10 protein-coding genes and 1 pseudogene are annotated in these 12,057 nt (G+C 63.5%); 2 read left to right on the forward strand and 9 right to left on the reverse strand.

The annotated features are described in order from the left end of the window. Window positions 1–14 precede the first annotated feature (14 nt). The gene (locus tag CWO89_RS07260) at window positions 15–1,349 is read right to left on the reverse strand and encodes a carbohydrate porin (RefSeq protein WP_245475796.1); all 1,335 of its coding nucleotides are present in this window, start codon (window positions 1,347–1,349) and stop codon (window positions 15–17) included. Between the two features lie 251 nt (window positions 1,350–1,600). Between CWO89_RS07260 and CWO89_RS07265 the strand changes: the two are divergent. Together CWO89_RS07265 and CWO89_RS07270 are read left to right on the forward strand one after the other, a co-directional pair. Further along, window positions 1,601–1,759, forward strand: a pseudogene (locus CWO89_RS07265) (transposase domain-containing protein); the annotation flags it as partial. 13 nt (window positions 1,760–1,772) lie between these two features. Beyond that, entirely contained in the window at window positions 1,773–2,144 is a 372-nt protein-coding gene (locus CWO89_RS07270; RefSeq protein WP_245475797.1) for a DUF3024 domain-containing protein, read from the forward strand. 162 nt (window positions 2,145–2,306) lie between these two features. On the opposite strand, the gene lpxB is transcribed toward CWO89_RS07270, so the two are convergent. From lpxB to dxr, 8 genes are all read right to left on the reverse strand, one after another. After that, the gene (gene lpxB, locus CWO89_RS07275) at window positions 2,307–3,494 is read right to left on the reverse strand and encodes a lipid-A-disaccharide synthase (RefSeq protein ID WP_165421041.1); all 1,188 of its coding nucleotides are present in this window, start codon (window positions 3,492–3,494) and stop codon (window positions 2,307–2,309) included. Continuing rightward, window positions 3,494–4,351, reverse strand: a complete 858-nt coding sequence (locus CWO89_RS07280; protein ID WP_130577952.1) for an LpxI family protein — start codon at window positions 4,349–4,351, stop codon at window positions 3,494–3,496. Before CWO89_RS07280 ends, lpxB begins: the two co-directional genes overlap by 1 nt. A gap of 19 nt (window positions 4,352–4,370) precedes the next feature. After that, a complete protein-coding gene (lpxA, locus tag CWO89_RS07285) occupies window positions 4,371–5,168 on the reverse strand; it encodes an acyl-ACP--UDP-N-acetylglucosamine O-acyltransferase (protein WP_130577953.1) in 798 nt (265 codons plus the stop codon). A 156-nt stretch (window positions 5,169–5,324) separates the two neighbouring features. After that, window positions 5,325–5,783 carry a 3-hydroxyacyl-ACP dehydratase FabZ gene (fabZ, locus tag CWO89_RS07290; protein WP_130577954.1) on the reverse strand — a complete coding sequence of 153 codons (459 nt, stop codon included), beginning with the start codon at window positions 5,781–5,783 and terminating at the stop codon, window positions 5,325–5,327. Beyond that, entirely contained in the window at window positions 5,783–6,850 is a 1,068-nt protein-coding gene (lpxD, locus tag CWO89_RS07295; RefSeq protein ID WP_130577955.1) for a UDP-3-O-(3-hydroxymyristoyl)glucosamine N-acyltransferase, read from the reverse strand. Before lpxD ends, fabZ begins: the two co-directional genes overlap by 1 nt. A 32-nt stretch (window positions 6,851–6,882) precedes the next feature. Then, on the reverse strand, window positions 6,883–9,462 hold the full coding sequence (gene bamA, locus CWO89_RS07300; protein WP_130577956.1) for an outer membrane protein assembly factor BamA: 2,580 nt from the start codon (window positions 9,460–9,462) through the stop codon (window positions 6,883–6,885). A gap of 175 nt (window positions 9,463–9,637) precedes the next feature. Then, window positions 9,638–10,789 carry an RIP metalloprotease RseP gene (rseP, locus tag CWO89_RS07305; protein ID WP_130577957.1) on the reverse strand — a complete coding sequence of 384 codons (1,152 nt, stop codon included), beginning with the start codon at window positions 10,787–10,789 and terminating at the stop codon, window positions 9,638–9,640. A 42-nt stretch (window positions 10,790–10,831) separates the two neighbouring features. After that, window positions 10,832–12,055 carry a 1-deoxy-D-xylulose-5-phosphate reductoisomerase gene (gene dxr / locus CWO89_RS07310; protein ID WP_130577958.1) on the reverse strand — a complete coding sequence of 408 codons (1,224 nt, stop codon included), beginning with the start codon at window positions 12,053–12,055 and terminating at the stop codon, window positions 10,832–10,834. Window positions 12,056–12,057: the final 2 nt, after the last annotated feature.

Raw genomic sequence — 12,057 nt, forward strand, 5'->3', positions numbered from 1 at the left:
CCGACGACGGCTAGCTAATACGCGATCGTGCTGCGTACGCCGATCAGCGCCCCGCTCTTCACCGGCGAACTCGGCAAGATCGGGTCCGGAACGTGTCCACCGGGATGGACGACGTATTCAAAGACCGGCTGAAGCGTCCAGCCTGGCTTGATCTGGGCTTGGTAGGAGAGCTCGATCGTGAGCTCGAAATCCCTGAGCGGCTGATGGATTCCGGTCAGGTCGATCATGTCACGATCGAGCGCGCGCGCCCGATCGGATATGTGCGCGCAGATGAATGAAGCTCCGAACTCGTCCTCAGGCCTGCCGGGCAGCAGTCCTGAGAACACGATTCCGGCGTCGAGGAAGAAGTCGATCAGGTTGCGATCCGATGGAGTGCCCGAGATCCGGCCGAATACGGCGATGCCGCTTGTGGCGTCGCCGCCCTCGGGTCGATAGATCTGCTGATCGATGATACCGTAGATGCCGCTCGACCCGCGAAACAGACGCGCGTTCCCGCTGGCGAACGGGCTTGCCTGCGAAAGGCCGGCATCGTCGAACCTCATGTCTGCGAACATCCCGAAATGGTGCCATCCGCCGAACCGCAACGTGCCGGCCAGCCCGCGCGAATCCTTGTCCTGATTGTTGCGGTACTGCAGTTCTCCCATCAGCAAGGGCGGATCGTTCACGCGGAAATTGGTGCCGGTGCGATTGATGGTCGCTTGCCCGCCCGGGTCGCCGTTGAACAATCCGACCAGGGCTGTCCAGCTTGGGCTGGGATCGAACTTCAGCCGGATGCCCGGCGTCGCGAGAGGATAAGCGGGACCGCCACTTGGCAAATTGCCACCGGCGATTGTCGGCCAATCGCTGCTGATGAGCGTCTTGCTGTAGTCGCTGACGAAGAACTCGGTGTCCGCCGCAAGCTGGCCGAAGCGGATGCTGAAGCGGTCGTCGAACAGCTTCTGCTCCAGCCATAATTCAGACAGCCGTGTCGACGGCACGGCTTCGATGTTGCTGATCGTGATCAGGCTCTCGAAATGCTGGTCGCGCAGCCCCGCCGTATGATGGATCTGGAAGGCATTGGCGAAGAAACCCAGCCCCGGCCAACCCGCAAGCTTCTCCAGGTCGGCCGCGACGAAACCCTCGAGCTTGCCCTCATAGAGCCCTCCGCGCCGTACGCCTCCTGACAGGTTGCGCAACGCTTCGCCGGTATAGATCAGCCCAAAAGTGATCCCGCGTTCCGCGAGCCATCTTCGGAAGCCAGTGGGATCGCCGTCGGCCGAAAGGCTGGTCGCGATGGACGACGGGGGAATGCCGTTCAGCGAGGCGGCGTCGTCAGCGAGGGCGGGAGCGGAAACAAGAAACGCAGCCACCAAGCCCACCACCATTGAGGTCTGGGGTCGGCGACGGAACGCTCCAAGATGCAATTGCGATGCATTCGCAAATCTACTGTAGACCTCTCCGAAATCGTCGATCTGCCGCCTCACCCGCACAGCCGCCCACCCCAGTTGCGAATTACTCGCAAGATTGACACAGGCGGTTCCGCTAGACAAGCCTCCTGCAACTAAGTCGCAACAGCAACAAGCTGCAAGTGGCCTCCTTGGAGGCGAAGCGCGGCTCGAGGTACACCCATATTGCCAGCGCCAAGCTCAACGATCTCGATCCACAGGCTTGGCTCGCCGACTGGCTGGTGCGCATCAACGATCATGCTATCCGGAGGCAGGCTGAGCTGCTGCCCTGGAACTGGCGAAAGCTAACGCCGAGCCATGTCGAAGCGGCGTGAGCCAGGAGGACACATGAGAGCGAGCGGTCTGTCCGCGGCAGATAAATCGGCGGTGACGGCTGCCTGCCAGCAACTGATCGACGACTTCCTGAAGCGTCGCTTCCTGTCCACTATCCGGCCGACGCAATTCAACTATCCCGTCGATATCCTGGGAAAGTGGCACGGCACCAAATATCGCTTCATTCAACGCTACCGCTCCGGCTTCCCGGAGAATCCCGGCGAAGAGTTCGACGCGCCGTTCGCCCGCCTCGACTGGATCAGCCGCAATCGCTTCGACATCCAGTGGCACCGTCACACCGGAGAATGGTTCTGCCTCCATCGCGGCCTCACCCTCGTCGAAGCGATTGACACGCTAAGATCCGACGGATTGCTCCATCCACCTTGAACGCCGGAACTCTGCACGCTCACGTACCTCGCGGTCCTCGCCGAACGGATACGCTCGAAGGGCCGATAGAGATCCGATCGGCCAGTCGGGGGCTCAATGGATGAATGAATCCGGGCCCGATGCGCGCCGGCGCGCTGAAAGAGGGCCGTGAACGACGGCTAGCTAGCTCGTCCGCCGGCCGTTCCGCATCGTCGCCAGCACGATGTCGGCGGCGCGAACGCTCGGCGGCTGGTTGCCGGTCGACATGATCGCGTCCATCGTGGCGAAGGCCTCGACCTGGCTCCGGCGCAGCGCAGAATCCGCGAGCACCTCGCCAAGCGCCTGCGACAGCTTCTCGGGCGTTGCGTTCTCCTGCAGGAACTCGGGGATGACTTCCTTGCCGATCACGAGATTGGCCAGGATCACCGATGGCACGCGGATCGCACGGCGCAGGATGAAGGCCTCAATGGCGCCGACGCGATAGGCCGTCACCATGGGAACGCCTGACAGCGCAAGCTCCAGCGTCACGGTGCCGGATTTGGCGAACGCGGCATGTGCGATCCTGAACGCTGCGCGCTTCTCGCTCTCGCCGACCACGATTTGCGGCTTGACCTGCCAGCCCTGCACGCCCTCGCGGATCACAGCTTCCAGATGCGGCATGGTCGGCAGCACCGGCTCGAACGCAACGCCGCTTGCGCGCAATTGCGCCAGCGTTTCGCCGAACAGCGCGAGGTGATGCCCGATCTCGCTGCGCCGGCTCCCGGGCAGCACCAGCAGGACCGGCGGCTGCGCATCGCGCCGCTTCGCTTCCTCGGCATTCGGCCGCAGCGAGGCAAACTGCTCGGTCAGGGGATGGCCGACATAGCTGCAGGGCGGCCCGCGCAGCTTGCGATATTCTTCCGGCTCGAACGGCAACAGCGCCAGCACATGGTCGACATAGCCGAGCATCGCGCGCGCCCTGCCCGGCCGCCAGGCCCAGACCGATGGCGACACATAGTCGACGATCGGAATGCCGGGATTGCGCGCGCGCACGCGGCGGGCGACGCGATGGGTGAAATCGGGGCTGTCGATGATGACGAGCACGTCCGGTGCCGCATCGATCGCGGCATCCGTGGCGTGCCGGATCAATCGCAGGATTTTCGGCAACTGCTGCACCACCGCGGCAAGGCCGACGATCGAGAGTTCTTCGATCGGAAACAGCGACGTGAGGCCCTCGCCCGCCATCATGCGGCCGCCGACGCCGGTAAACTGCACGGCATCGCCGAGCCGCTGGCGCAGCACTTTCATCAGCGCAGCCCCGAGGCGATCGCCGGATTCCTCCGTCGCGATCAGGAAGATCTTGCGCGTGATGTCTGGGGCGCGGCCGTGCATCAGCTTGGCACACCGATGACGAACAGCCGTCTTGCGTCCGCAGCCTCGATTATGGCCTGCGGTTCGGCGGCAAGCGTGTTGCCGGCAATGACGGCAATACCGGCAAGTCCGGCTTTCGCGGCGCCCTCGACCGTGCGCGGCCCGACTGTCGGCAGATCGTAGCGCAGGTCCTGGCCGCTCTTGGGTGCCTTCACCAGCACGCCGCGGCCGCTCTGGGCACGGATGCGGCCGTCGGCACGCAGCCGCGCCACGCGCGCCAGAAGCCCGTCAGTTCCCTCGATGTCCTCAACCGCGACCACATGCCCGTCGATCACGACCGCGGCCTGGCCGATGTCGAACGGGCCGAGCGCGGCAAGCACCTCGCGCCCCCGCGCAATGTCGGCGCTGGCGTTGCCGGCCGGTGTCGTGCGCGTGATGCAGCCTTCGGGCATCAAGAGGTCCGGGGCGACATCCTTGATCCCGACCATGCGAAATCCATCCTGCTCGAGAATGCGGCCGACGCCGGATAGCAGATGATCGTCACCGCCTCGAAACGCGCGGATGACGTTTGCGAGAACACGGAGCGTCTTCAGATCCAGCCGGATTTCGGACAGCGCTGGCCGCATCAAGGTGCCGATGAAAATCAGGTCGCGGCAACCCTCCTCGCGAAACAGCCTTGTCGCCCGCCCGAGCTGGCCGACCGAAATCCAGCGGTGGCGGAAGCCCTCGACGCGGACCGGATCGCACGCGCCGCGCAGCGCGAACAGCACCGGCGCCATGCCGCGTTTGGCAAGCGACTCCGCGACCGCAAACGGCATGGCGCCGCCACCTGCGATGACGCCAACCGGAGAGGAAATCGCTGGAGCCGCTGACGTCATGGCTCGGGCGCCCCTCGCATCAGTGCTTGCCGTCGACAGCCGGAAGACAGAGCGGCCGCTTGCCCTTGCCGATGAAGGCGAGGATTTCGGCGATCGCCGGATCCTCGGCCGCCAGCGGCTGCACCGCGGCCAATCGCTCGGCGAAGACACCTTCGCCATGGAACAGCTTCTGGTAGAAGGCGCGGACGGTCACCAGCCGCTCCCTCGTGAACTTGCGGCGCTTCATGCCGATGATGTTGAGACCTTCGAGCACGGCATATTGGCCGTTGGCGAGGCCGAACGGGATGATGTCGTCGCGCACGCCGCAGACGCCGCCGACCATCACCTGCCGCCCGATCCGGGTGAACTGGTGCACGGCCGAGAGCCCGCCGATATAGACGAAATCCCCGATCTCGCAGTGACCGCCAAGCGTGGCTGATGTGGCGAAGATCACGTCATTGCCGACCATGCAGTCATGACCGACATGGCTGTTGTTCATGAAATAGCCGCGGTCGCCGACGCGCGTCAGCCCGCCGCCTTTCACCGTGCCGATGTTCATCGTCACGCCTTCGCGGATGGTGCAGCCCGTGCCGATCTCAAGCCGCGTAGGCTCTCCGCGGTAGCTCAGATCCTGCGGCGGCCCGCCCAGCACCGCATACGGCGAGATCACGCACTCCGCGCCGATCGACGTATGGCCGGAGACGGTCACATGCGCAACGAGCTTGCAGTTCGCGCCGATCGCGACATTGGGGCCGATGATGCAATAGGGACCGATCGAGGTGCCCTCGCCGATCACGGCGCCATCCGCAATCCGCGCGGTGGGATCGATCATGCTCATTACGACAGGCCCGCTACTGGTTGATGCGCAAGCGCGCTAAACAATCGAATTTTCGGGTGGTTAGCGCGACATTGCCCGGCATGTCCAGTGACGTATCATGACCGCATATTGCAGCGCGCGGTACACGGGACGAAGATTGAAGTCGCGCCGAGCCGATCAATCCGTCAGCATCGCGCCGACATCGGCTTCGGCGACGATCTGACCGTTGACCTTGGCGTCGCCGTGAAACCACCACATGGTCTTGCGGCGGCCGATCGAGCGCATGTGGTACTCGATGGTGTCGCCGGGCATCACGGGCTTACGGAATTTGCACTTGTCGATGGTGAGGAAGTAGACCGCGCGCGGCCTCTCGGTGCCCTCCACCGACTTGATGCCTATCACGCCGGCGGTCTGCGCCATGGCCTCGATCATCATCACGCCGGGATAGACGGGGCGTTCGGGAAAATGCCCGAGGAATGATGGCTCGTTGAACGTGACGTTCTTGACGCCGATGCCGCTATAGTCGGCGCGGATGTTGATGACCCGGTCGATCAACAGCATCGGATAGCGGTGCGGCAGCGTCTTGAGGATGTCGTTGATGTCCACAAGCTCGAACCTGACCGGTGACTCCTCCATCACTCCCTTTCCTCGCCTTTCGAAACCGGCGCACCGTCACGCACCAGGCGCTCCACCGCAAGGATCTCCCTAAACCACTGTTTGGTCGGTTTGGCAAAGTGACCGCCCCAGCGGCCGTTGGCTGGAATGTCGTCCTTCACGGCGCTCATCGCCGTGACCTGGGCGCCGTCGCCGATCTTCAGATGGTTGTTGATGCCCACCTTGGCGCCCAGCGCGACATTGTCGCCGATGGTCAGGCTGCCCGCGAGCCCGATCTGGGCCGCGAGCAGGCAGTGCCTGCCGATGGTCACATTGTGGCCGATCTGGACCTGGTTGTCGATTTTGGTGCCCTCGCCGATCACGGTGTCACGCAGGCTGCCGCGGTCGATGGTGGAAGCGGCGCCGATCTCGACATTGTTCTGGATCAGGACCCGCCCGGTCTGCGGCACCTTGAGGTGGCCGTCGGGCCCGAAGAAGATGAAGCCGTAGCCATCCTGGCCGATATTACAGCCGGGATGGATCAGTACGTTGTTGCCGATCAGGGCGTTCTGAATCGTCGTCTTGGCGCCGACATTGCAGTCGCGCCCGATCTTCACGTCGGCCCCGATCACGGCGCTCGCCCCCACGACGGTACCGGAACCGATCTCGACCCTGGCCCCGATCACAGCCAGCGGATCGACAATCACGCCGTCCTCCAGATGCGCCGTGGGGTCGATGATCGCCGACGGCGCGATGCCCTCGACACCGAACCACGAGCCGGGCCTGAGCGCGTCGCTGTGCCATTGCCGGGCCAGATGCACGAAGGCGTGGAACGGCTTTGCGGCCCGCAACACCGCCACATGGGCAGGCACGTCGGCCTCGAAGCGCGGGCTGACCAGACAGGCGCCAGCCTTGGTCGAGGTGAGCTGGTCGACATATTTGAGATTGTCGAAAAACGCCAGATGCATCGGGCCGGCCTCGTCGAGCGAGGCAAGCCCTCTGATCACGTGGCCACCCCTGGAGGGGTCGACCAAATGCGCCTTCGTCAACGCGGCGATGTCAGCCAGCGTCGACGAAGGGGGACTCTTGAAGAAGATCGGCTGCGCCATTCCATCCGTCGCAGTGCGGCCGACGATCGCGGTTAGAACGATGTTCCGCCGCCAAACTTGAATTGCTGCACGCGATCGAACTGACCCTTGGTAAGCGGGACAGCATAGTCGAAGCGCAGCGGACCGAACGGCGAGGCCCAGATCAGGCCGACACCGACCGAGGTGCGGACAACGTTACCATTATCATACTGCAGTCCGAGGCAGGTTCCGGGATTGGACGGGACCACCCCGTTGCCGACGGTTGGCGGAATGCAGCCCGGCACGTTGACTTCGCCGGTCTGCGCCCACGACGTCGGTCCCTTGTAGTCATATAGACCACCGGCGTCGGCATAGATCGAACCCTTGAGCCCAACTTCCTTCGGCAGGAACCAGAACGGCATCTGCAGTTCCGCCGACACGCCCCAGTACTTGGTGCCGCCGAGCGCGTCCATCGTACCGAACGGGTTGATGTCGCGCGGACCAATGCCGTTCGGAGCAAAACCGCGGACCAGGTTCGGACCCATCTGGAAGTGGTCGAGCATCCGGATCTGATCGTTGCCGACCTGGTTGAGAATACCGCCCTGGGCATGGATCAGGCCGACGATATCGGCGACCAGCGGAGTGTAGTACTTCACGTCGATCGCGGACTTGATGTAGCTGACGTCGCCACCGACGCCGGCGAAGTCCTGCTTGAAGTCGACCAGCAGGCCGTCGGTCGGGTTCTTGTTGTTGTCGAGCGTGTTGTAGTTGAGCGAGTAACCGAGCGCCGACGTGAGCGTCTTGCCGCCCTGCAACTCCTTGCGGACCGGCAGCGAGGCTTCGCCGTCGCTGTAGCACCACAGGCCGAGTCCGGAGCTGTCAGTGGCGCTCTGGCCCCCGGCCGTCGCAGTGCCTCCTGCAGGAATTCCGTTCAGTTGCGCGAAGGCCGGCGACGGGTTGAAGGCAAGCAGGCCGTTGTTGGGATTGTTGTTACAATTCGCCAACTGGAACGGCAGGCTGATCTTCTGCTGATAGATCGAGTAGCGGAGCTGCAACGCGAGGTCTTCACGCAGGCTGAAGCCTAGCCGCGGGCTGAAGCCGAGCGTTTCGGTACCGTACGAAATATAGCTGTTTGCGAGTTGCTGGCGCTGGTACATGTCGAGGCCGAGCGCCACGCGATAGTCGAGCAGGTACGGCTCGACGAACGACAGCGAGTAGCCGCGCGCATATTGTCCATAGGTCACGGACGCCTTCGCAAACAGGCCTCGTCCCAGGAAGTTGCGTTCCGAGATACTGACTTCGGCGAGCGCACCGTCCGTGGTCGAATAGCCGCCGGAGACCGAGAAGTCGCCGGTCGACTTTTCCTCGAGATCGACCACCAGAATCACGCGGTCGCTGGAGGAGCCCGGCTCGGTGGTGATCTTCACGCTCTTGAAGAAGTCGAGGTTCTTCAGCCGCCGCTCGGCGCGGTCGACCAGGGCGCGGTTGTAGGCGTCACCCTCGGAGATATCGAATTCGCGGCGGATCACGTAGTCGCGGGTGCGGGTATTGCCGCGAATATTGATACGCTCGATATAGGTTCGCGGGCCCTCGTCCACGGCGAACACGATCGAGACCGTGTGATTCTCGAAATTGCGATCACCGCGCGGCCGCACGATGGCGAAGGCGTAGCCGCGCCGCGAGGCTTCGATCTGCATTTCCTCGACCGATTTCTCCAGCGCCTCGGCGTTGTAGAGCGAGCCGACGGAAACACGCGAGAACGAGCTCAGCGAGTTCGGATCCAGCGTCGCGATCGAAGACTGGTAGCTGACGGACGCCACCCGATACTGCTGTCCCTCCTCGATCTTGAAGGTGACGAGGAAGCCCTTCTTTTCGGGATCGTATTCGGTCAGCGCGGCCACCACCTGCACGTCGGCGAAGCCGTGCTTGAGGTAGAAGCGGCGAATCAGGTCGCGGTCGGCCTCGACCCGATCGGGATCGTAGGTGTCTGCGCCGCCGAGGAAGCTCAGCAGGTTTGATTCGCGGGTCTTGATGACGTCGCGCAGACGATAAGAGGAATAGTAATTGTTGCCGATGAACTCGATCGACCGGACACCGGTCTTCTGGCCTTCGGTGATGGTGAAGATCAGGTCGACGCGGTTGTTCGGCTGCTCGATGATCTCCGGGTTGACGCGCACGTCATAGCGGCCCGAACGGCGGTAGATTTCGACGATACGCTGGGCATCGGACTGCACCATCGGACGCGAGAAGGTACCGCGCGGCTTCGACTGGATTTCAGCCGAAAGCTGGTCGTCCTTGACCTTCTTGTTGCCCTCGAAGGCGATTCGGCCGATCACGGGGTTTTCGACCACGGTCACGACGATCCGGCCGCCGGCGGGGGTGATTCGGACGTCCTGGAACAGGCCGGTCTCGATCAGCGCCTTCAGGCCATCGTCGATGTCAGCCTGGCTCAGGCGGCCGCCCGGACCCGGCTTGAAATAGGAGCGGATGGTCTCGACCTCGACACGGCGGTTCCCCTCCACCGTGATCGCATCCACCGTCTGCGCGACGGCAGGCTCAGACACAAGCATAGCCGCCAGCGAGGCGGCCACCGGCACAGCGAACATGATCAGGGCGGCAAGCAAGCCCCCCCGCACTCGCATTCCAACAATCATGCGCACCGCGCCCTTATCATTCCACGGCCGGCCCGTTCCCCAACGGACCGGCAGATTCCCAACCTTGCTGCACAGCTTGTAGCCAATTTTGTTACGTCGGCAACCGACTGACGGCTGTACAATTCCATTTTCATTCCAAGACGTTGCCGTTAGGCAACGCCACAAAAAAGCCGTTTCACGATGCCGCGAGATGGAGAATGTCGTTGTAGGTCGCGAACACCATCAGCATTAGCACCAGAGCGAGGCCGATTCGGAACCCCATTTCCTGTGCGCGTTCAGATAGCGGCCGGCCGCGGATCGCCTCGACCGCATAGAACAAAAGGTGACCGCCATCGAGCAGCGGTACTGGGAACAGGTTGAGGAGCCCGATCGAGATCGAGAGCACGGCGGCCAAGTGAATCAGCGCGGCAAGGCCGATGCTGGCGACCTGGCCCGAGATTCGCGCGATCCCGAGCGGCCCGCCGACCTGGTTTGCCGCCTCGCGCCCGGTGAAGACACCGCCGATATAGGACAGTGTCCGGTCGACCACGAACCAGGTCTCCTTCACCCCGAGCCAGAGCGCGGTGGCGGGATCGACCCGCTCGGTCACGGCCTCGCCCGGCGCGGTGGCGCGGGTGATTCCCAGAATGCCCTGCCGGTGGGCGTTCCCGAAGGGATCCTTGATGTCGCGAAGCTCGGGCGTCGCCTGCAACTGGATCGTGGAAGCGCTGCGCTTGATGGTGAAAGTGAGCTGATCGCCGCCGTGGATGCTGACGACGCGCTGCATGTCCGAGAAGCTGCCGATCGTGGTACCGTCGATCGCGGTGATGACGTCGCCGACTTGGAAACCGGCGACCGCGGCGGCACTTCCCGGCTCGACCTTGTCGACCTGCGCCGTGGTGCTCGGCTTGCCGAAGAAGGTGAACAGGCAGGTGAAGATCACGATCGCCAGGATGAAATTGGCGATCGGGCCGGCGGCGACGATGGCCGCGCGCGGCGCGACCTTTTTGTGATGGAAGCTGCCCTTGCGCTCCTCCGCGGTCATCGCCGAGAGGGTCTCGGTCGACGGCGTAGAAGCTTCACTATCGTCGCCGAAGAATTTGACATAGCCGCCGAGCGGAATCGCGGAGACCTTCCAGCGCGTGCCATGCCGGTCGTTGAAGCCGAACAGCTCCGGGCCGAAGCCGAGCGAGAAGGTCAGAACCCTGACACCGACCCAGCGAGCGACCAGGAAATGGCCGAGCTCGTGAAAAAAAACGACGATGGTCAGGACAAACAGGAAGGGAACCACATAACCGACGAGCCCGTGGCTCAACGTATTGAAACCATGTACGAAAAACTCGGTCATTCAGTTCCCCTCGACCAGGGCTACAAGCCTGGTTCCAACCCTCTATGATGCCTTTAAGGCAATTTGAGGCAATAGGGAGGCAGCCCTATTTCTCGCGTTATGGTCAACGGAAATCGCATCATCTGCCGATGTCAGAGGCGCCAGATTGTCGGACCTGATCCAATCGTTCAGGGTCGCCTCCACCAGCCGCGCGATCGCGCCGAACTTGATCTTGCCGGCGATGAAGGCGGCAACCGCCACCTCATTGGCAGCATTGTATACTGTGGTCGCGCCCCGACCGGTCCTTAACGATTCGTAAGCCAGCCGGAGCCCCGGGAACCGCTCGAAATCCGGCGCCTCGAAGGTCAACTGGCCGACCTTGGCCAAGTCGAGCTTGGCCGACGGCCCGACGATGCGATCGGGCCAGCCGAGGCAATGCGCGATCGGAATGCGCATGTCGGGCGTGCCGAGCTGCGCGACCACCGAACGGTCCGAGAATTCCACCATGCCATGGATGATCGACTGCGGATGCACGAGCACGTCGATCTGATCCGGCGTCAGCGCGAACAGATAGGAGGCCTCGATCACCTCGAGCCCCTTGTTCATCATCGAGGCTGAGTCGATCGTGATCTTCTGACCCATGCTCCAGTTCGGATGCTTTAACGCCTGCTCCAGAGTAGCCCGCTCGATGTCAGCGGGCGCCCAGGTGCAGAACGGCCCACCGGAAGCGGTGATGATCACCCGCACCAGTTCCTCGCGATTGCCGGAGCTCAGCGCCTGAAACAGCGCGTTATGCTCGGAATCGGCCGGCAGGATGCAGGCGCCAGCCTTCAGCGCGCGCTGCATGAAAAAGTCGCCGGCGCAGACCAGACACTCTTTGTTGGCGAGCGCGACCGTCGCGCCGCGATCGACCGCCGCGAGCGCCGGCTTCAGGCCCGCTGCGCCACTGACCGCCGCCATCACCCAATCCGCCGGCCGTGCGGCGGCCTCGATGATCGCGCTTTCGCCGGCGCCGCATTCGATCCGGGTGCCCGCCAGCGCATCCTTCAATTCGGACAGCTTGCTCGGATCGGCCACGGCCGCAAAGCGCACGTTGAATTCCCGAGCGAGCTTGGCCAGGGCCTGCGCATTGCCATTGGCGGTCAGCGCCTCGACGCGGAAGCGGTCGCGCGCACCGCGCAGCAAGTCCATGGTGCTGTCGCCGATCGAGCCGGTGGCGCCCAGCACGGTCACGGTGCGGACCGCGGATGCCGCGGCCTTGTTGTTTCGCAATGGGACAGCGCTCATTT

It is taken from the genome of Bradyrhizobium sp. Leo170, assembly GCF_004296405.1.
In the GTDB taxonomy this organism is placed as follows: Bacteria; Pseudomonadota; Alphaproteobacteria; order Rhizobiales; family Xanthobacteraceae; genus Bradyrhizobium.

Excerpts from the sequence above, each read along its gene's own strand:
- CWO89_RS07270 (WP_245475797.1), top strand. The coding sequence starts at position 1,773 with ATGAGAGCGAGCGGTCTGTCCGCGGCAGATAAATCGGCGGTGACGGCT.
- lpxB (WP_165421041.1), bottom strand. The coding sequence starts at position 3,494 with ATGCACGGCCGCGCCCCAGACATCACGCGCAAGATCTTCCTGATCGCG.
- CWO89_RS07280 (WP_130577952.1), bottom strand. The coding sequence starts at position 4,351 with ATGACGTCAGCGGCTCCAGCGATTTCCTCTCCGGTTGGCGTCATCGCA.
- lpxA (WP_130577953.1), bottom strand. The coding sequence starts at position 5,168 with ATGAGCATGATCGATCCCACCGCGCGGATTGCGGATGGCGCCGTGATC.
- fabZ (WP_130577954.1), bottom strand. The coding sequence starts at position 5,783 with ATGGAGGAGTCACCGGTCAGGTTCGAGCTTGTGGACATCAACGACATC.
- lpxD (WP_130577955.1), bottom strand. The coding sequence starts at position 6,850 with ATGGCGCAGCCGATCTTCTTCAAGAGTCCCCCTTCGTCGACGCTGGCT.
- bamA (WP_130577956.1), bottom strand. The coding sequence starts at position 9,462 with ATGATTGTTGGAATGCGAGTGCGGGGGGGCTTGCTTGCCGCCCTGATC.
- rseP (WP_130577957.1), bottom strand. The coding sequence starts at position 10,789 with ATGACCGAGTTTTTCGTACATGGTTTCAATACGTTGAGCCACGGGCTC.
- dxr (WP_130577958.1), bottom strand. The coding sequence starts at position 12,055 with ATGAGCGCTGTCCCATTGCGAAACAACAAGGCCGCGGCATCCGCGGTC.